The organism is Cryobacterium sp. M25 (assembly GCF_002929635.1).
In the GTDB taxonomy this organism is placed as follows: domain Bacteria; phylum Actinomycetota; class Actinomycetes; order Actinomycetales; family Microbacteriaceae; genus Cryobacterium; species Cryobacterium sandaracinum.
Genome location: NZ_PJJU01000055.1, coordinates 108,094 through 125,149, shown reverse-complemented (window position 1 = coordinate 125,149; position 17,056 = coordinate 108,094). Strand labels below are relative to the sequence as shown.

General features: G+C 66.9%; 18 protein-coding genes and 7 tRNA genes. 17 read left to right on the top strand and 8 right to left on the bottom strand.

Annotated elements, in window-relative coordinates; translation table 11 throughout:
- Window positions 1-50: 50 nt before the first annotated feature.
- Both CXY81_RS11520 and CXY81_RS11515 read right to left on the bottom strand, forming a co-directional pair.
- Window positions 51-1,247 (bottom strand): ribonuclease D, encoded by a 1,197-nt coding sequence (locus CXY81_RS11520; protein ID WP_104194904.1) that lies wholly within the window; start codon window positions 1,245-1,247, stop codon window positions 51-53.
- Window positions 1,240-1,830 (bottom strand): DUF3000 domain-containing protein, encoded by a 591-nt coding sequence (locus CXY81_RS11515; protein ID WP_104169739.1) that lies wholly within the window; start codon window positions 1,828-1,830, stop codon window positions 1,240-1,242. The genes CXY81_RS11520 and CXY81_RS11515 overlap by 8 nt, the downstream gene beginning before the upstream one ends.
- A 111-nt stretch (window positions 1,831-1,941) precedes the next feature.
- On the opposite strand from CXY81_RS11515, the gene CXY81_RS11510 reads away from it, so the two are divergent.
- Complete coding sequence (locus tag CXY81_RS11510) at window positions 1,942-3,126, top strand: S9 family peptidase (RefSeq protein WP_158252052.1); 1,185 nt, start codon at window positions 1,942-1,944, stop codon at window positions 3,124-3,126.
- Here the strand turns inward: CXY81_RS11510 and CXY81_RS11505 are convergent.
- Genes CXY81_RS11505 through CXY81_RS11495 form a run of 3 tightly spaced genes read right to left on the bottom strand, consistent with a single transcriptional unit; the run spans window position 3,047 to window position 5,232 of the window.
- Complete coding sequence (locus CXY81_RS11505) at window positions 3,047-3,835, bottom strand: dihydrofolate reductase family protein (RefSeq protein ID WP_233194140.1); 789 nt, start codon at window positions 3,833-3,835, stop codon at window positions 3,047-3,049. The two genes, CXY81_RS11510 and CXY81_RS11505, sit on opposite strands and share 80 nt — an antisense overlap.
- Window positions 3,832-4,269, bottom strand: a complete 438-nt coding sequence (locus CXY81_RS11500) for a SufE family protein (protein WP_104169741.1) — start codon at window positions 4,267-4,269, stop codon at window positions 3,832-3,834. The genes CXY81_RS11505 and CXY81_RS11500 overlap by 4 nt, the downstream gene beginning before the upstream one ends.
- Before the next feature lie 60 nt (window positions 4,270-4,329).
- Entirely contained in the window at window positions 4,330-5,232 is a 903-nt protein-coding gene (locus CXY81_RS11495) for a sulfurtransferase (protein ID WP_104194903.1), read from the bottom strand.
- Window positions 5,233-5,413: 181 nt separating this feature from the next.
- On the opposite strand from CXY81_RS11495, the gene zapE reads away from it, so the two are divergent.
- A complete protein-coding gene (gene zapE, locus CXY81_RS11490; protein WP_104194902.1) occupies window positions 5,414-6,463 on the top strand; it encodes a cell division protein ZapE in 1,050 nt (349 codons plus the stop codon).
- Between the two features lie 212 nt (window positions 6,464-6,675).
- Window positions 6,676-7,947: an ammonium transporter gene (locus tag CXY81_RS11485; protein WP_104194901.1), complete on the top strand. Its 1,272-nt coding sequence runs from the start codon at window positions 6,676-6,678 to the stop codon at window positions 7,945-7,947.
- A 124-nt stretch (window positions 7,948-8,071) separates the two neighbouring features.
- Here the strand turns inward: CXY81_RS11485 and CXY81_RS17530 are convergent, their stop codons facing one another.
- On the bottom strand, window positions 8,072-8,305 hold the full coding sequence (locus tag CXY81_RS17530) for an SHOCT domain-containing protein (protein WP_369828380.1): 234 nt from the start codon (window positions 8,303-8,305) through the stop codon (window positions 8,072-8,074).
- Between the two features lie 662 nt (window positions 8,306-8,967).
- Between CXY81_RS17530 and CXY81_RS11475 the strand changes: the two genes are divergently transcribed.
- The 6 genes from CXY81_RS11475 to CXY81_RS11450 all read left to right on the top strand — a co-directional run bounded on the left by CXY81_RS11475 (window position 8,968) and on the right by CXY81_RS11450 (window position 14,616).
- Window positions 8,968-9,525, top strand: coding sequence for a hypothetical protein (locus CXY81_RS11475; protein ID WP_104194900.1), 558 nt, complete (start codon window positions 8,968-8,970; stop codon window positions 9,523-9,525).
- 21 nt (window positions 9,526-9,546) lie between these two features.
- Complete coding sequence (locus tag CXY81_RS11470; protein WP_104194899.1) at window positions 9,547-11,166, top strand: hypothetical protein; 1,620 nt, start codon at window positions 9,547-9,549, stop codon at window positions 11,164-11,166.
- On the top strand, window positions 11,160-11,420 hold the full coding sequence (locus CXY81_RS16695) for a response regulator transcription factor (RefSeq protein ID WP_104194898.1): 261 nt from the start codon (window positions 11,160-11,162) through the stop codon (window positions 11,418-11,420). The genes CXY81_RS11470 and CXY81_RS16695 overlap by 7 nt, the downstream gene beginning before the upstream one ends.
- Before the next feature lie 132 nt (window positions 11,421-11,552).
- On the top strand, window positions 11,553-12,998 hold the full coding sequence (locus tag CXY81_RS11460) for a flotillin family protein (protein ID WP_158250210.1): 1,446 nt from the start codon (window positions 11,553-11,555) through the stop codon (window positions 12,996-12,998).
- A gap of 152 nt (window positions 12,999-13,150) precedes the next feature.
- Window positions 13,151-13,882, top strand: a complete 732-nt coding sequence (locus CXY81_RS11455; protein WP_104194897.1) for a YqjF family protein — start codon at window positions 13,151-13,153, stop codon at window positions 13,880-13,882.
- 230 nt (window positions 13,883-14,112) lie between these two features.
- The gene (locus CXY81_RS11450; protein WP_104194896.1) at window positions 14,113-14,616 is read left to right on the top strand and encodes a GNAT family N-acetyltransferase; all 504 of its coding nucleotides are present in this window, start codon (window positions 14,113-14,115) and stop codon (window positions 14,614-14,616) included.
- A gap of 24 nt (window positions 14,617-14,640) precedes the next feature.
- Here the strand turns inward: CXY81_RS11450 and CXY81_RS11445 are convergent, their stop codons facing one another.
- Window positions 14,641-15,351, bottom strand: a complete 711-nt coding sequence (locus CXY81_RS11445) for a M50 family metallopeptidase (RefSeq protein ID WP_104194895.1) — start codon at window positions 15,349-15,351, stop codon at window positions 14,641-14,643.
- Between the two features lie 78 nt (window positions 15,352-15,429).
- On the opposite strand from CXY81_RS11445, the gene CXY81_RS11440 reads away from it, so the two are divergent.
- Both CXY81_RS11440 and CXY81_RS16690 read left to right on the top strand, forming a co-directional pair.
- Entirely contained in the window at window positions 15,430-15,603 is a 174-nt protein-coding gene (locus tag CXY81_RS11440; protein WP_104171043.1) for a CsbD family protein, read from the top strand.
- Between the two features lie 61 nt (window positions 15,604-15,664).
- A complete protein-coding gene (locus CXY81_RS16690; RefSeq protein ID WP_166786551.1) occupies window positions 15,665-15,826 on the top strand; it encodes a hypothetical protein in 162 nt (53 codons plus the stop codon).
- A 77-nt stretch (window positions 15,827-15,903) separates the two neighbouring features.
- Here the strand turns inward: CXY81_RS16690 and CXY81_RS11435 are convergent.
- Window positions 15,904-15,976, bottom strand: a tRNA-Val gene (locus CXY81_RS11435).
- Between the two features lie 155 nt (window positions 15,977-16,131).
- Between CXY81_RS11435 and CXY81_RS11430 the strand changes: the two genes are divergently transcribed.
- From CXY81_RS11430 to CXY81_RS11405, 6 genes are all read left to right on the top strand, one after another.
- Window positions 16,132-16,203 (top strand) — tRNA-Gly (locus tag CXY81_RS11430).
- 49 nt (window positions 16,204-16,252) lie between these two features.
- Window positions 16,253-16,326 (top strand) — tRNA-Cys (locus tag CXY81_RS11425).
- A gap of 39 nt (window positions 16,327-16,365) precedes the next feature.
- Window positions 16,366-16,437: transfer RNA gene (locus tag CXY81_RS11420), tRNA-Val, on the top strand.
- 179 nt (window positions 16,438-16,616) lie between these two features.
- Window positions 16,617-16,688: transfer RNA gene (locus CXY81_RS11415), tRNA-Gly, on the top strand.
- A 49-nt stretch (window positions 16,689-16,737) separates the two neighbouring features.
- Window positions 16,738-16,811 (top strand) — tRNA-Cys (locus CXY81_RS11410).
- Window positions 16,812-16,836: 25 nt separating this feature from the next.
- A tRNA-Val gene (locus CXY81_RS11405) sits at window positions 16,837-16,908 on the top strand.
- The last annotated feature ends 148 nt before the right edge of the window (window positions 16,909-17,056 follow it).

Here is a 17,056-nt window from a genome sequence, read left to right as displayed (position 1 = left end):
CGGTCGATCCTAAAGGGGCTCCCGTGGAGGGTCGAATCCTTGGACGGATCCTACGAATCCGCTTCCGAAGAGAGCTCGATCGATTGGTGGACATCCACAAAGGCATCGGCGATCCGTTGTGCGGTCACTTCAATTTGCCAGGTGCGCGCACCCAGGTGCGCGAGCGCCTCACCGACGGATGCGGGGTCGACGTTCTCGGGCGGCGTCCACGCCACCCGGCGGACATAGTCCGGGGTGACGAGGTTCTCCAGCGGGATGGCGAGCTCCTCGGAGACCTCGGTGAGGGCTGCGCGAGCGGCCTTGTAGCGCAGGTCAGCCTCGGGATTGCGGTCGGACCAGGCGCGCGGGGGCGGGAGCAGGTCGCCGTTTCCCCGAAGCGACGGCAGGTCGGTTGACGCCAGGCCCTTCTGGATGGCACGCCACCAGCGGTCGAGTTCGCTGCGGCTCGCACGGCCGCTGAACTCCCTCAGATCAGCCAGGGCCTGCCGGTTCGCCGGCATTGCCCGTGCTGCCGCCGTCAGCGACGCGTCGGGCACGAGCCGGCCGGGGGACACATCCAGCTCCTGCGCCAGAGCGTCGCGAGCCAGCCACAATTCCCGGGCCACGGCCAGACCGCGCTGTCCCCGGATGGAGTGCACGCCGGAAAGGCGGCGCCAGGGTTCGGGGCCGACGGGCTTCGCCTCACGCGCCAGCACGGCGGCGAATTCCTGCGCGGCGATGTCGGTCTTGGAATTTGTGGCGAGCATGTCGACCATACGGTCACGCAGGTCGGGAAGCAGTTCCACGTCGAGCGCGCCGTAGACCAGCCAGGCCTCCGGCAGTGGGCGGGTCGACCAGTTGGCGGCGGAGTGTTCCTTGGCAAGATGGATGCCGAGCAGCTCTTCCACCACAGTGCCGAGGCCGACCCGGGGGATTCCGAGCAGGCGAGCGGCCAGTTCAGTGTCGAAGATGTGCCGGGGGTCAAGTCCAACCTCGCGCAGGCAGGCCAGGTCCTGGCTCGCGGCGTGGAAAATCCACTCGTCATCGCGCAGAGCCTGGTTGAGCTCGTGGAAGTCGCCGATCGCGGGCGGGTCAAACAGGAATGTGCCAGCGTCGCGCCGATAGATCTGGATCAGGTAGGCGCGCTGGGAGTAGGTGAAGCCGGAGGCTCGTTCAGCGTCGATGCCGATCGGGCCCGTGCCCGCGCTGAGGACTGCGGTCGCCGCGAGGTAGGCGTCCCGCGTATCGATCACCTGGTGATCAAGCACGACCGGTTCGGCGTGTGGACAACATGCTGACTCCTTCGCCAGTGGGTGGAAGACCTGCGAGCATGCAGAGCAGCTCGCCCCATCCTTCGACGTGGGCGGCGAGATTGTGGTCCAGCGGCGTCCACGAGGCTCGCAGTTCGATCTGCGCGCCATCGCCCTGCTTGGCAAGTTCGCCAAAGCCGGACGAGATAATCTTAGTAGCGGTCCCCGAGGCCGCTGTATACCGTGCCCCGTGGGCGTCGAGAGCATCGACCAGCCACGACCAGGTGACCCCCGCGACGAACGGGTCGAGGCCGATGTCGGTTTCCAGGGGAGCCTGGGCGAAGCAGACGACGCGGAAGGCGCCGCCCCACTCCTCGGGCTCGGCCGGGTCATAAAGCAGGATGAAGCGTCCGGTCCCGAGATCGGAGTCGCTCCCGTGACGTACCGGGGTCACGTCGGCCGAGAAGGCGATGGAGTGCGGAGCGAGGTTTCCGGGTGCGGAAATCTCATTGACCACAAGCTCCGTACGGATGCGGGCACGTGCGAAGGATGCGCGGGCGGCGGCGAACTCCGGCGGGAGCGTTTCTTGTGTTTCGGGCACGTGTGCAGACTAGAGTTTTTTTCGAGCGGAGTCGGACAGGCACGCCGGACAGGGGAGGTAGTCATGCGTGAGCGGGCGGGCTCAGGGCGGTACCCGAGGCGTTTTCTGGCGGTGAGCGGGATCGCAGTCGCCGGGGCAACGGTGTTGCTGGGGGTCGCGGGCGGTGTTTTGGCGGCCGTGATGGCACGTCGGATTGTGACGCCCTCGACCACGCGCTCCGACGACGTGCGGATCCACTCCGTCGACCTCGCGGCGGAAACGATTACGCTGCAGTCCACGGCGGATTCCGTACTGCAGGGCGATTACAGCTTCTGGTTCTCGGGTGATACAGGACACGCCCACCTGGGCGAGATCCTCCGTCTCACGCCCACGAAGGTGACGCGGCGCATCCTGCGCGTCGATCACGGGGATCTGGCCCGGGCCGAGCGCGGCCGGCTCGGCGGCTACTCGTACCTCGGGCCCTGGGACCTCGGCTTCGCCTTCGAGGACGTGCTCGTTTCTACCGACGCCGGTGACGCCCCGGCCTGGCTGATCCCGGCCGAGGAGCCGGACGGCCGCTGGGTGATCCAGGTGCACGGGCGCGGGGTGCAGCGGCAGGAGACGCTGCGAGCGGCGCCGGTCTTCCGGGATGCGGGCTTCACGTCCCTGCTTGTGTCGTACCGCAACGACGGGGAGGCACCGCGGAGCGGCGACGGTCGGTATTCCCTCGGAGACGCGGAGTGGCAGGATGTCGATGCGGCGATCGCGTTCGCGGTGCACCGCGGTGCGACCGAGATCGTGTTGATGGGGTGGTCCATGGGCGGCGCGATCGTGCTGCAGAGCGCGACGCGATCAACGCTGCGCGACCGGATCGTCGGCATCGTGCTCGACTCGCCCGTGATCGACTGGGCGGATGTCGCGCGCTTCCACGGCGGCCTGCTCGGCCTGCCCGCGGTCATCGCCAGCGGTGCTCTGGAGGTCCTGGGACGGCGTTGGGGCAAGATCGTCACCGGTCAGACCCAACCGATCGACTTCGGACGCCTCGATTTCGTCACGCGCGCCGCCGAGCTCGACCTACCGGTGCTCCTGATGCACAGCGACGACGACGGATTCGTGCCCGCGACCGGCTCCCGCGCCCTGGCCGGGCGCCGACCCGACATCGTGACCTTTCTGCCGTTCGCGGTGGCGCGGCACACGAAGCTGTGGAACTACGACCGCGAGGGTTGGAATCAGGCCATCACGAACTGGCTGGTCGAGATCGCTCCCACCGAGCGTAAGTCGCTCCCTGGTCGTCCAGAAGAAGTTGCCGCAACCTGAATCCGGTGGATCCGGCCGTGGCCGATTCGAGCAACCCCCGGCCGCCGAGCACTACCTGGGGGCTCGTGGACAGGCAGAATTCGTCGACCAGGTCGGCCGCGAAGAATCGCCCGGCCAGCACCGGACCTCCCTCGCAGACGATGCGCGGGAGGCCGAGGGCGCAGAGGGCCGCGAGAATCGTGGACGGAGTGAGGACACCGTTCTCATCGTCGAGCGGCACGACGGTCGTGCGGGCCCCGACCGTGGCGGCCTCCACCCGGCCGACTGCGATGCGCGGACAGAGGATGAACACCGGCTGCCGATGCGCGGATTCCGGGTGTGCGGAGTCCCGGTTCGTAAAGTGCTCGAGCCGATGACCGGCCAGGTTTCCGCTGGAGGTGACGACCGCGAGGGCCGTCCGGGCCGGCACGACGTACCCCTCCGCACGGACACTGCCGGCGCCGACCAGGACGACGTCTGCAAGTTCCCTGATCACACCTAGGATGCGGCGATCGAGGCGGCTCGAGAGGGAATCCGAGGTGCCATCGGTCCCGGCCACGCCGCCGTTCAGGCTGGCGATCATGTTGACCCGCAGGTACGCGCCCGGCGCCGGGGCGTAGCGCCGCAACAGCCAATCCCGGCTGTCCGGGTCGAGCCCGTCGACGCTCCGCGGCAGGTCGACCGTATCGCCGCCCGCGTCCGGCTCCGGAAACACCCGGGTCAGGGTCACGCAGCGCCCTCGCGCAGGCGGCGCTTGGTGCGGGCGAGCATGGCTGACATGCCGCGGATGCGCAGGGGAGACACCGCTTTCGTCAATCCGATCGTGTTCGGATAGTCATCCGGCACATCGAGCACCTCCTGGGCGCTGAGCCCATCCAGACCTTGGGCCAGGATCGAGGCGAAGCCCCGGGTCGTCGGCGACTCCCGGGGAGCGGTCGCGTAGAGGTGCACCGCGGACTCGTCGTCCACCTCGACGAACATGAAGACGGGGGACTGGCATTCAACGACCCGCTCGAGCAGGTCCGGGTGCTCCGCGTAGCGCGGCGGAAGCGCCGGCAGCTCGTCGGCGAACTCAAGCAGCAGCAGCAGCCGGTCGGACTCCTCGAGTTCGAGGAAGTCATCGCGGATCTCGGCCAGTTTGGCGGGAAGTTCGGTGGCGGTCATCAACACTCATTCTGCCATGCGCGGGCCGTGAGGCCCCGGAATCCGAGTGGGCCGGCCGGCTCAGCGGGGCTGAGGTGCGGCGCCCGGCTCCGTGCCCATCGCGATCGGCACGTGCACGGCGTTACCCCATTCGGTCCAGGACCCGTCGTAGTTGCGCACGCCTTCGAAGCCGAGAAGGTGGGTCAGGACGAACCAGGTGTGGCTGGACCGCTCGCCGATCCGGCAGTAGGCGATGACGTTGTCGCCGTCGGAGAGGCCGGCCTCGTCACGGTAGATGGCGTCCAGCTCGGTGCGGGTGCGGAAGGTGGCGTCCGGTGCAGCGGCGCGCGCCCACGGCACCGACGCTGCCGACGGGATGTGGCCGCCGCGCAGGGCGCCCTCCTCCGGGTAGGCCGGCATGTGGGTGCGTTCGCCGGTGTACTCCTCGGGGGAGCGCACGTCGATCAGCGGGTTCCCGAAGTGCGCGAAGACATCCTCGCGGAATGCGCGGATGGCGGAATCGTTGCGCGGGGCGACCGGGTACACGGTCGGGGTGATAACGGGCTTGTCCCGGGTGAGGCCTCGTTCCTCGGCCACCCACTTGTCACGGCCGCCGTCGAGCAGGCGGACGTCTTCGTGGCCGAATAGGGTGAACACCCACAGGGCGTAGGCCGCCCACCAGTTGTTCTTGTCGCCGTAGATGACCACGGTGGTGTCGCGGGAGATGCCCTTGGCACTGAGCATTGCGGCGAAGGCGGCACCGTCGACGAAGTCGCGCTCGACCGGATCATTGAGGTCGGTGTGCCAGTCGATTTTCACGGCTCCCGGGATGTGGCCGGTTTCGTAGAGCAGAACGTCTTCATCCGATTCGACGACAACAAGACCGGGGGTTTCGAGATGCGCCTGCAGCCACTCGGTGCTGACCAGACGTTCGGGGTGGGCGTAGGCCATGAACTTCGGTGCCGGATCGAGATCAACAGACATGGGGGGAACCTCCTGGTGGCGTCCGATGGACACTGGAATCAAATGGGCGCGGTTTAGGCTGGTTACCGGTCCGCGTTTTCGAATCTACGCGGTATGGGTCCTGATCGCATCCGCGGTCGTTCTTCAACGATGATGCTCCGACCGGGACTATCAGTCCGACACAGAAACCGGGTACTACAGCATGGCTCCACAAGCTCTCAGCCAGGTGCAACGTTTGGCCGATCGCTCTCCGAGCATCACCGGGCCGGAGATCGTGGCCGAGTTGGTTCCGCCGCCCCAGTTCGAGCACGCCTCCTTCGCGTCGTACCGACCTGACCTGAACTTCCCCTCGCAGCTCGAGGCCGTGGAACGGCTGGGCACCTTTGCCGGAGCCTGGCTGGCCCAGCGGCCCAGCGGCTTCTTCTCCCGCACCCGCAAGTCCAAGCCGGAGCTGCCGGGCATCTACCTGGACGGTGGTTTCGGCGTCGGCAAGACCCACCTGCTGGCCGCGCTCTGGCATGCCGCCCCGGGACCGAAATACTTCGGCACCTTCATCGAGTACACCGCACTGGTGGGAGCACTCGGCTACGCAGCCACCGTCAGGCAGCTCTCCGGCGCCCGCCTGATCTGCATCGACGAGTTCGAACTCGACGACCCGGGCGACACTATGCTGATGACCCGGCTTCTGGGCGAGCTCGTGGCCTCGGGTACCCGCGTCGCCGCCACGTCGAACACGCCGCCGAATTCGCTGGGCGAGGGGCGTTTCGCCGCGATCGACTTCCTTCGCGAGATCCAGGCGATGTCCGCGAACTTCGAGATCGTGCGTATCGACGGCCTCGACTACCGCAGGCGCGACATCGAGGGCCACGCCATCGCCGTGCCCCGGGACGAAGTGGACCAACTGGTGCCCGCCCTGGTCGAACGCGGCTCCACGGTGACCCGGGACGACTTCGGCGACCTGATCCGACATCTCAGCACGGTGCATCCGTCGAAGTACATCAAGTTGATCCACGGCATCGACGTCATCGCCCTGACCGATGTGTACCTGCTGACCGACCAGACGGATGCCCTCAGGCTGGTCGCCTTCATCGACCGGGTCTACGACGCGGAGATTCCGATCATCGCAAACGGGCAGCCCCTGAACGAGGTCTTCGACGAGGAGATGCTCTCCGGCGGTTACCGAAAGAAGTACCAGCGGTCCCAGTCCCGTCTCGTGGCGCTGACCACAGGTGAGCTTCCACCGCACGACTGATCCACGACTGATCGGGGCCGGACCACCGCTCTGCCTGCCGGAAACGCGATGTTAACACCGTCGCTCGGCGCGTAACGCGGGCGAAACATCCGCGCGCACTCACCGAAACCTGACAACTCCAAACTGACTCTGTACCCGCCGAGACACGATCAACCGCTCACCCTGTGCACGTCGACGGCAATCACTGTTAGTAGCGAGAGGTAACCATATCCATGGTTGAACTGTCAGTCCTGTTGGACGCCACAACTGATGAAATAGCCCTGAATCTCAATTCCCTGTGGCTCCTCGTCGCGGCCGCCCTCGTGCTTCTGATGACTCCCGGTGTTGCCTTCTTCTACGGCGGAATGGTGAAGGCGAAGAGCGTCATCAGCATGATGATGATGAGCTTCGGCGCGATGGGCGTTGTCGGTGTGCTGTGGGTGCTCTACGGCTACGGGCTCGTCTTCGGCCCGCCGCTGATCCCCGGTTTCCTCGGCAACCCGTCCGGGCTGCTCGGCCTGAGTGGGCTGCTCGGCGCCGGGGAAGACGGATTTCTCTCTCCCGACCTGAACGGGCTGGCGTTCGCCGGCTTCCAGGCCACCTTCGCCATCATCACCGTCGCACTGATCTCTGGTGCGATCGCCGACCGTGCCAAGTTCGGCGCCTGGTTGATCTTCGCCGCCGTGTGGTCGACCCTGGTGTATTTCCCGGTCGCCTACTGGGTCTTCAACCTCGCCGACGGCTGGGCTCCCGCCGCTCTCGGGGTCAACGACTTCGCCGGTGGCACCGCCGTGCACATCAACGCCGGTGCAGCCGGTCTGGCTCTCGCCTTGGTGCTCGGCAAGCGGGTGGGTTTCAAGAAGGGCATCTCCAAGCCCCACAACGTTCCGCTCACCCTCCTCGGTGCCTCGCTCCTGTGGTTCGGCTGGTTCGGTTTCAATGCCGGCTCCGAAGCCGCCGTCGACGGTGTCGCCGCCCTCGCCTGGATCAACACGCTCGTCGCTCCCGCCGCCGGTATTCTCGGCTGGCTGATCGTCGAGAAGATCAAGGACGGCAAGCCCACCTCGATCGGTGCCGCCTCGGGTGCCGTCGCCGGGCTCGTCGCCGTCACCCCTGCCTGTAACATCCTCACCCCGTTCTGGGCGATCGTCCTCGGAGTCCTCGTCGGAGCGGTGTGCGCGGTTGCCATCGACCTGAAGTTCAAGTGGGGCTTCGACGACTCGCTCGACGTGGTGGGCATCCACCTCATCGGTGGCATGATCGGAACGCTCTACATCGGTATCTTCGGGTCGGGCATCGGCCTGCTCGACACCGGCAGCCTCAACCAGCTCTGGGTGCAGTTTGTCGCAGCCTTCGGCATCGCGATCTTCTCCTTCGTGATGGCCTACGGCATCGGCGTGATCATTCAGAAGACGATCGGCTTCCGAATCAACAACGAAGACGAGGTGGCCGGAGTGGACACCATCGTGCACGGTGAAGAGGGCTACGCGCTCGACGCCGTCTAACCATGAAGCAGCACCCCACTCGATCAGGTCACGCACAGGGCGGTGGGCGCATCCGGTTCAACGGATGAGGCCACCGCTCTGTGCGTGCTGTCCTATTCGGTGGCTGTCCTATTGGGTGGCTGTCCTATTCGGTGTAGGACGACCTCGACAGCGCCTGGGACTTCAGGGCGTCGAACTCGGCCGGGGTGATCGCGCCCGCATCGTGCAGGGCCTTCGCCCGGCCAATCTCCTCCGTGGGCCCGGCACTGGTTCCGGCGACACTGCGGATGTACTGATCGGTCTGCGCCTGGTACTCCCTCGACTCCGTGGAACTGCGTTCCGCCATGCCCTTGCCGCGGGCGATCACGCAGATCAGCACGGTGAGGAAGGGAACGAAGAACAGGACGAGGAACCACGCCGCCTTCGCCCAGCCGCCGAGCTGCCGGTCCCGAAACAGGTCGACGATGACGCCGAAGAGAGCAAAGAATTACGAAACTATCGCGAAGGTCCAGAAGAAGAACCAGATCGTCCCCCACAGGTTTTCCCAGAAGTCCATGGCACTTTCTCCTCATCTTCGGGCACTGCCGTTTTCCTGCGTTGAGCGTCGACCACGACACAATGTGACGGGTGCCACTGTTCTACGTCCAGGCGGCCGGACCACCTTCACCCGAAACGGGTGAATTCCAAACGTTCGAACCCGCTGCAGGCGGTGCGGCGTGCACCGGGCACCCTACCGTGGGGCAGGCCGAGAGCTACGGTGACGAGGCTGAACGACCACTCGGGACCGCGAATGGAGGACGTGTCTCTATGACCTCGCATCGGGTACCGGCTCAGATGGTGCTTCCGGGCGCAGCCCTGACACCGGGAGCCGTGACACCTGCAGCGTCGTCACCGGCTGCACCGTCACCGAGGGTCGGCACGCCGATCCCGGCTCCGTCGACCGCTGAGGTGGAACGGCCGCGGCTTGATGGTGCATTTCATCGGCTCATCGCCGGCGAAGTGCGCTGCGTCTGCGTTTGGGCTGCGGCAGGCTCCGGGAAGATGACCCTGCTGGCCTCCTGGGCTGGCCGTCTTCACCGGAACGGGGAGTCGGTCACCTGGGTACGCGCGCAGCCGGGCCGGTTCCGTCCCGCTGATGTCTGGCGGCAGGTCGGGCGGCGCTCGGGGGTGTCAGGCGACGGGGACACCCGGTACGTGTTCATCGGTGGGTTGGACCGTGTCGAAGCGGATCGGCCGGGGCTGGTGGGCGAGCCGGTCGCGTCGGCGCCCGAGGACATCCGTCTCGTGGTCGCCGGGCGCACCCGGCCGTGCGCAGGGCCGACGCGACTGCGCGGCGACGGCTCCATGGTCGACGTGCCGCCGGCGGACCTGGCGTTCGATCGGAGCGAGCTGCTGGCGCTCGCCGCCGGGCATCGTCTCCTCCTGACGGACGAGGAGACGACGATCCTGCTGCAGCGCACCGCGGGATGGGTGACCGGTCTGATGCTGATCGTGCCGTTCCTGCACGGGAGGAACGATTCCGCAGGGCTGGTGGTGGATTTCGACGGTGACGATCCGGCGGTGGCCGGTTTCCTCCGGTCGGAGATCATCGACGGCTGAGCTGATGGTGACGAGAACACGATGCTGCGCGCCGCCGTCAGGCCTGCCCTCTCGGTCGACCTGGCCGTCGAGGTGACGAAGCGAGCGGATGCCGGGGCTGTGCTGGACCGGCTGGCCGGGCCCAGCGCACTTATCACCAGGGAGAGCGGCGACGACACCAGGGCGTATCGCATCCACCCGATCCTGCTGGCCTATCTGCAGGGCGAGGCGCGGCGACGTGACTTCGTGGCGGCGGCGGCGGCTCACGAGACCGCGGCCCGGTGGTTCGCGCGCCGCGCCGACGGTCAAAACGCTCTCGAGCAGGCGCTTGCTGCCGAGCTGCCCGTCCTCGCCGCCGAGATGCTCGATGCTTTCGGTCTCGATCTCGTGCTCAGGGGAACGCCAGACCTCGTCCTCCGTGCCCTGGCAGAGTCGGCCGCGCGCGCCGGGAACCCAGGTGCATCCGTGGCGGCGTCCCTGAGGCTGCTCCTGGACGCGCCTTACTTTCCCGACCGGGGGCAGGCCGACCACCTGCTGGCGGAGCTTGAGGCGGTGGGGCTTGCGTCCGGCGGCAGTGCGGAGATCTTGACCGTCGTGATCGACGCGCTTGCCGCCTTCTTCGCAGCGACGCCTGACGAAATCCGCGACCGTCTGGCCAGGCTGGGCGCCGTCCGCACCGCACCGGGGCGGCGGGGAGACCTCGGTGTCGACCTGCTGGCCGCCACCGCGGAGACCTGGTGCCGCGCCGGTCTGGGCGAGGCGGAGCGAGCCGAAGCGGGACTGCGAATGGTGGCTGTGACCGCGCGGAATGCCGGTAACCAATGGCTGTTCCTGCTTGCCGGCGACCTCGCCGCCGTGTCGGCCTCCCGCCGGGGTGACTGGGCCCGCGCCGGCCTCATCGACGATCAACTCGCTCGGGCGACGGATGCCGCAGCGCGCCCGGCAACGGGTGCCTCGGCATCCGTGGCGGGGGCGGCGTTCGACCGCGCAGCGGCCCGCGCCTCGGTCTCGCTCCAGATCCGCCGGTACGAACGCTGCGAGCCGATCGAGCAGGGCGTGCTGGAACGGCTTGTCACGGCCGACCCTCTGGTGTGCGATTCCGGACTGATCGTGCCCGCCCAGACCTTCCTGTCCCTGTCGGCACCGGCGGCGGACCCGAGGCGGCGATCGGTGCTCGAGAGTCTGAACGGCTTGATGCGGGAGAATGCGGACGCCCACCCGCGTGTGCTGAGCCTGTGCTGCATTCCCTGGTTCGAGCTGACCGGTGCGCTGGACGGGCGGGCCGAGGCCCGACGTGTCACGCTCCTGGTGGAGAACGTGCTGGGTGCGGACTCGTTGGAGGCCGTGCTGCTCCGCTCCCTCGCGTACCCGCCGGCCCCGGGCCGCCACGGCGCCGGTGGGCGGCTGGAAGCCGCCGCAACGCCGGCCGCCCGGTGTTGGCGCGGGTCCACGCTCGTGAGCGCCTGGATCGTGCTCGCCGGCATCGCCGAGGAGGGTGAACGATCTGCCGAAGCGGATGCCCGTCTTGCTCGGGCGCCGCGCCTGGCTGAGCAGCTGCGGGTCGAGAGAGCCTTTCTGGCCGTGGGCGGGCTCGGGGTGTCGCTTCTCGGCACCAGGGTCGGGCGGTTGGGGACCTCGACGGTTTTGCAAGCCGGATTCTGACTCGGTCCGCTCAGGCGCCGGGGGAGAATCGCCCAGCTCCAGCCCCGGCCCCTGCCCCGGTCGCACCGCTCACCGAGCGGGAGCGGGTGCTGCTGCGCGAGCTGCCCTTCCATCAATCCGTGGCGGACATCGCCCGCAAGCACAATGTGAGCCCGAACACCGTCAAAACTTATCTGCGCAACATCTATCAGAAGCTTGAGGACACCGACCGCGCCCGGGCCGTGACTATTGCTCAGGAGCGCGGCCTGCTCTGACCTGCACCCCCCAAATGGGAATGGTTCCGCCTGACCCGGACCACTAGGCTTCGAGGGTCTCGTGCCCGCGCGCGCCGCGCGAAGTGCCAGGCCACGTGCATGATCTTCGTGCCGGCGGAACGGAAGGACCCCATGTTTGAATTCCTGCTCAGCCCCATCCCCGGTCTCATCATGCTGGGTATCGTCGTCTTCCTGATCGGCCTGTTCTATGCCAAGAGCGTCTACAAGAACGCCGGGCCGGACGAAGCCCTGATCATCACCGGCAAGAAATCGAAGAAGACCATAGTCGACGGCGCCACGCTGGAGGAATCCGGGCAACGCGTCGTGCACGGCCAGGGTGTGTTCATCACCCCGTTCTTCCAGAAGGCGTTCAAGATCAGCCTGCGCAGCCGGGCGATCGAGATCACGGCCGTCGCCCAGGACCAGAACGGCGTCACCCTCACTGTGGAAGCAGTCGCCATTGTGAAGGTCGGCGACGACCCGGCCGCCATTCGTGCCGCCGCGCAGAGGTTTCTCGGCCAGGACAAGAACATCGACGGCTTCGCACAGGAAGTACTGTCGGGATCTCTGCGGTCGTCGATCGGTGGCACGAACGTGATGACCATCATCCAGAAGCGCGACGAGCTCGGCTCCTCGGTGCTGGCGACCGCCCGGGAGTCCCTGGCCAACCAGGGCGTCGACGTGGACTCGTTCGAGATTAAGGGCATCACTGACGAGAACGACTACATCCGGGACCTCGGACGCGCCGAGCAGGCCAAGGTGCGGCGCCAGGCCGAGGTTGCCGAGCACGCGGCCAACCGGGAGGCACAGGAGGCCGCCATTCTGGCCGAGCAGGCCATCGCCGAGGCCCAGAACACGCTCGCACTTCGGAAAGCGGCGCTGCAGCTGGACACCGACAAGGCCGCCGCCGAAGCCGCCGCGGCCAAGCCGCTGGCCGAGGCCAAGGCCCAGCAGGCCATCGTGCAGGAGCAGGAGCTCACCGCCCAGCGGCGCGCATCTCTCCGCAAGGCCGAGCTTGAGTCCGAGGTCAACGCGATCGCCGACGCCGAGGCGTACCGCATCCGGGTGACCGCCATCGCGGCGGCGGAGGCCGCCGTGGCCGGCGCGAACGCCGACCGCGACAGCCGCATCGCCAACGCCGAGGCCCTCCGCGCGGAGGGGCAGGCCGAAGCCGACGCCATCCTCGCCCGCGGTACCGCTGAGGCGACCGCTACCCGGCTGTCCGCCGAGGCCGTCGCCGAGCAGAGTGAGGCGCTGATCCAGCTTCGCATGGTGGAAATGCTGCCCGAGATCGCCCGCGAGCTGGCCGCTCCGATGTCGAACATCGACAACCTGACGGTCATCTCCACGGATGGCGCCAGCCAACTGACCAAGAATGTCGCTTCCGGTATCACCGAGGTCGACGGCGTGCTCAAGTCGACCATGGGTATCGGCATCCGGGAACTGCTCGGCAACCTCGTCGGTGGAGCCGCTGTCGGAGCGGCCGCGACCAAAACCGCCAAGCCACAGGCCTCACTCACGACCGCCCAGCAGGCCGACGTCGACAGCGCTCTGGCCGCGCCGGCCGTCGAGGCATAGCGCGCAGTCAGGTCGGGCGCTGATTCAGGCCTTCGCGCCTGGATCGCTCGCATTTCGAAGGCGTCGACCTGGTCCCGGTGCGAGTACCGTTGATGTTCACAGAATGCCGCAGTCCGGTCCGCATGGGCTCGGGAACAAGGGGAGATTTCCAGATGACGGATGCCGCGATGGACCCGGTCTCGGCCGTTGCGCCCCTGCTGGCCGGGCGAGCGTCCTCGAGCCAGCGCTGGTCGAATCTGATGTTCGTGCACTGGCGCGTGGACGCCGCTCTCCTGGCTCCGCTGCTGCCGGACGGTCTCGTGCCCGACGAATTCGACGGCGCTAGCTGGGTTGGGCTGATCCCGTTCGTGCTGGACCGGGCCACCGTCTTCGGCAGTCCGCCCATTCCCTACTTCGGCACCTTCGTTGAGGTGAACGTGCGCCTGTACGCGGTGGATGCGAACGGGCACCGCGGCGTGGTCTTCGTCTCGCTGGAGGCCTCCCGGCTGGCGGCTGTGCTGGCGGCCCGGGCATTGTTCTCGATCCCGTACATGTGGTCCCGCACCAAGCTTGAGGTCGGGGCGGGGGAGTACCGCTACACCGCGCGCCGCCACCTGGCCGCCGGGGCGCACACCGAGATCGTGGTGCGGCCGACTGCCCGCCCGGTCGTCGGCGACCCGCTCGCCGATTTCCTGACCGCCCGCTGGGCTCTATTCACCCGTACGCGTGGCCGCACGGTGCACCTGCGCAACCACCATGAGCCGTGGGAGCTCTTCGAGGCCGAACTGGTGAGCCTTGACGACACCCTGCTCGCCGTGGCGGGATTCCCCGGGCTGGCCGGACGCGAGCCGGATTCCGTGCTGTATTCGCCCGGGGTCACCACCTGGTTCGGCGCCGCCGGCTGAGTCGCGGGCCGACCCTATCGAGGCAAGGTAGGGCGGGGCGTTCGCCCGGCGGGCGGAACCGGTCGAGGCGGGGCGTCGCTTCGGGCTGGCCCGCGCCGCGTTGGAGTCGGGCGAGATCAGTTGTCAGCATGCGAGGGCTGGGGCTGGAACTCGGGCTGGGGCTCGGGCCCAGACCCGGGCCCAGCTCACCTGAGCACAGACGCGAAGGCGGCATTTGGGATACTCGGAGAATGGTCGACGTCACCCTCACCCTTCCCGCCGGCGCTGTGCTCCTTCGGCGCGCCCTGTCCCAGGACCTGTCTGCAATCGTGGGGCTTCTCGCCGACGACTCCATCAGCGCTTCCCGAGACGACGCCGACCGGCCGGAAGATCGCGTCGCCTACGAACGGGCATTCGCCGCAATCGACGCAGATCCGGCCCAACAGCTGCTGGTCGCGACGTCGCTCCTGGGCGAGGTGCTGGCCACCATGCAGCTCACCGTCATCCCTGGGCTCGCCCGGGTCGGGTCCACCCGGTTGCAGATCGAGGCCGTCCGGGTTCGCTCGGATCAGAGGAGCCGCGGGCTCGGCGGAGCCATGATTCGGTGGGCCGTGCAGAATGCCCCGGCCTTCGGGGCTCAACTCGTCCAGCTCACGTCGGACGCAGCGCGCGTCGACGCGCACCGGTTCTATGAACGGCTGGGCTTCACCGCGTCCCACGTGGGCTTCAAACACGCCGTGCCGACGGTCTCCTGACGGCAGCACCCCCGCGGGGCAGGATCAGGCAAGCAGGCCGAGGAGCCGTCCGGCGGACCCCGCGCACGCGATCGTCGCGGTGAAGAACACGGCCACCCAGACCACGCCCGGGATGTGGGTCAGACGGGCCAGCTGGTCGGCGTCGGAGGCGGTACCGCGGCTCCGCGACCGGGACCGCTGGAGCTCGACCACGGTGCGCACAGCCCCGAGCAGCAGAAACGCCGTGATCAGCAGGGCGAAGACGCTCTGCACCGGAGGAGTGCCGAACCAGGTGATGCCGAAGACCAGACCAGCGGTAACGAGGACGGACCACAGTCCGAACCAGTTGCGGATCTGCACGAGCAGCAGTGCCAGGGCCGCCAGCGACAGCCACAACAGGCCGATGTCGTAGCCGAGGCTGAGCATCCGTGCGGCGCCGAGCCCCAGCAGGGCAGGGGCGGTATAGCCGGCCAGCAGGGTCAGCACCATGCCGGGTCCGCGCGGGCGTCCGCTGCTGACGGTCAACCCCGAGGTGTCGGAATGCAGACGGATACCGCCGAGCCGGCGACCGCTCACCGTCGCGACCACCGCATGGCCGCCCTCGTGCGCGATCGTGATGACGTGGCGGGTGACCCGCCACGCGGCCGGAACCAGCACGAGCACGGCAGCGGCCGCGATGGTCAGCCAGGCCGTGACCGCGGGCAGAGGCTCGTTTCGGGCGGAGAGTTGCCCCCAGAGATCGACAAGCCCGTCCATGGATTTCAGCCTAGATTACCTTGGGCGGGAGCTTTATACTGACCGCAAAAGCTGGATACGAGTGAAAGGACGGTCCCCATGAGTGCTTCGGACAAGATGAAGAACACGGCCGAGGAAGCCGTGGGCAAGGCAAAGGAGGCCGCCGGCAAATTGACCGACAACGAGCGGCTGGAAGCCGAGGGCAAGGCTGAACAGGCCAGGGCAAACCTCAAGCAGGCCGGAGAGAACGTCAAGGACGCCGTCACGGATTGAGTCGAATCCACATCTCCACACCATCAGTGCACGTCAATCAAAAGAAAGGACGGCGAGCAGGATGAACGTACTCCTCGTCATCGTTGCCATCATCGCCATCGCGCTTCTGTTCACCGGAGGGTTCGTCGAGTCGCTCAACTTCCTCATCTGGGTTGGCATCGTGCTCGCCGTGATCGCGCTGATCGTCTGGCTTGCCCGGGTGATCTCCGGGAAGCGGGCCTGACCGCGCCGCGCAGGTAGTCTCCGACCCGTACCGAGAAAAGGAAAAAACCCCGGATCTCCGGGGCTTTTTCTTGGCTGTGGGCGATACCGGACTCGAACCGATGACCTCTTCCGTGTGAAGGAAGCGCGCTACCATCTGCGCCAATCGCCCCTGTGGCCTCGTACTGTAACCACGAGTCTCGATACTAACCCAGACCGGGTGGAAGGCGCACATCGTGGCGGCCTCAACACGCCGGAACGACTCGGTTTGAATATGAACAGGACTATCGGCTAGAGTCTTCCAAGCGCGCAGAAATGCGGGCAGTTGCGGATGTGGCGCAGTGGTAGCGCATCACCTTGCCAAGGTGAGGGTCGCGAGTTCGAATCTCGTCATCCGCTCGAATGGAATCGGCCGAAACGCCGGTTCCTTTCGGTATGAATCCCAAGTGGTGGGTTGGCCGAGAGGCGAGGCAACGGCCTGCAAAGCCGTGTACACGGGTTCGAATCCCGTATCCACCTCCAATCCCGGAAGTCAAAATACAGGAATGACTTTCAGGAAATGGGCGATTGGCGCAGCGGTAGCGCGCTTCCCTGACACGGAAGAGGTCACTGGTTCGATCCCAGTATCGCCCACAGAGTTGGGAAACAGATAAGCCCCCGGTAAAGTGGGGGTTTTTTTGCCCGCACAGCGCCGGAAATCCAGGTGGAGTCGGGCCTTCCTCGGGCTCGCCGCGATGAATCGCCGGGGAGGGTGCGGCGGGTTCGGCCGGAATCGGCTAGAGTCTTTCAAGTCAGCGGAAACGTTGACAAGTGCGGATGTGGCGCAGTGGTAGCGCATCACCTTGCCAAGGTGAGGGTCGCGAGTTCGAATCTCGTCATCCGCTCGAATGGAATCGGCCGTGAGGCCGGTTCTTTTTGGTACGAATCTTATGTGGTGGGTTGGCCGAGAGGCGAGGCAGCGGCCTGCAAAGCCGTCTACACGGGTTCGAATCCCGTATCCACCTCCACTTCTGGAAAGTCTTTTCAGAGAATGGGCGATTGGCGCAGCGGTAGCGCGCTTCCCTGACACGGAAGAGGTCACTGGTTCGATCCCAGTATCGCCCACAGGCAAACCCCCGGTAACTCGGGGGTTTTTCTTTGCCCAAAATGGCCGTGCCCGTCGTGGTCGAGGCGCGCCGCTAAAGTTATTGGGGTTCGAACAATACTGAGGAGTAATACACGTGGCTGACGGCTTTGAGCTATTCACCGACCG

Excerpts from the sequence above, each read along its gene's own strand:
- CXY81_RS11500 (WP_104169741.1), bottom strand. The coding sequence starts at position 4,269 with ATGACCGCCACCGAACTTCCCGCCAAACTGGCCGAGATCCGCGATGAC.
- CXY81_RS11495 (WP_104194903.1), bottom strand. The coding sequence starts at position 5,232 with ATGTCTGTTGATCTCGATCCGGCACCGAAGTTCATGGCCTACGCCCAC.
- zapE (WP_104194902.1), top strand. The coding sequence starts at position 5,414 with ATGGCTCCACAAGCTCTCAGCCAGGTGCAACGTTTGGCCGATCGCTCT.
- CXY81_RS11485 (WP_104194901.1), top strand. The coding sequence starts at position 6,676 with ATGGTTGAACTGTCAGTCCTGTTGGACGCCACAACTGATGAAATAGCC.
- CXY81_RS11475 (WP_104194900.1), top strand. The coding sequence starts at position 8,968 with ATGACCCTGCTGGCCTCCTGGGCTGGCCGTCTTCACCGGAACGGGGAG.
- CXY81_RS11470 (WP_104194899.1), top strand. The coding sequence starts at position 9,547 with ATGCTGCGCGCCGCCGTCAGGCCTGCCCTCTCGGTCGACCTGGCCGTC.
- CXY81_RS11460 (WP_158250210.1), top strand. The coding sequence starts at position 11,553 with ATGTTTGAATTCCTGCTCAGCCCCATCCCCGGTCTCATCATGCTGGGT.
- CXY81_RS11455 (WP_104194897.1), top strand. The coding sequence starts at position 13,151 with ATGACGGATGCCGCGATGGACCCGGTCTCGGCCGTTGCGCCCCTGCTG.
- CXY81_RS11450 (WP_104194896.1), top strand. The coding sequence starts at position 14,113 with ATGGTCGACGTCACCCTCACCCTTCCCGCCGGCGCTGTGCTCCTTCGG.
- CXY81_RS11445 (WP_104194895.1), bottom strand. The coding sequence starts at position 15,351 with ATGGACGGGCTTGTCGATCTCTGGGGGCAACTCTCCGCCCGAAACGAG.
- CXY81_RS11440 (WP_104171043.1), top strand. The coding sequence starts at position 15,430 with ATGAGTGCTTCGGACAAGATGAAGAACACGGCCGAGGAAGCCGTGGGC.
- CXY81_RS16690 (WP_166786551.1), top strand. The coding sequence starts at position 15,665 with ATGAACGTACTCCTCGTCATCGTTGCCATCATCGCCATCGCGCTTCTG.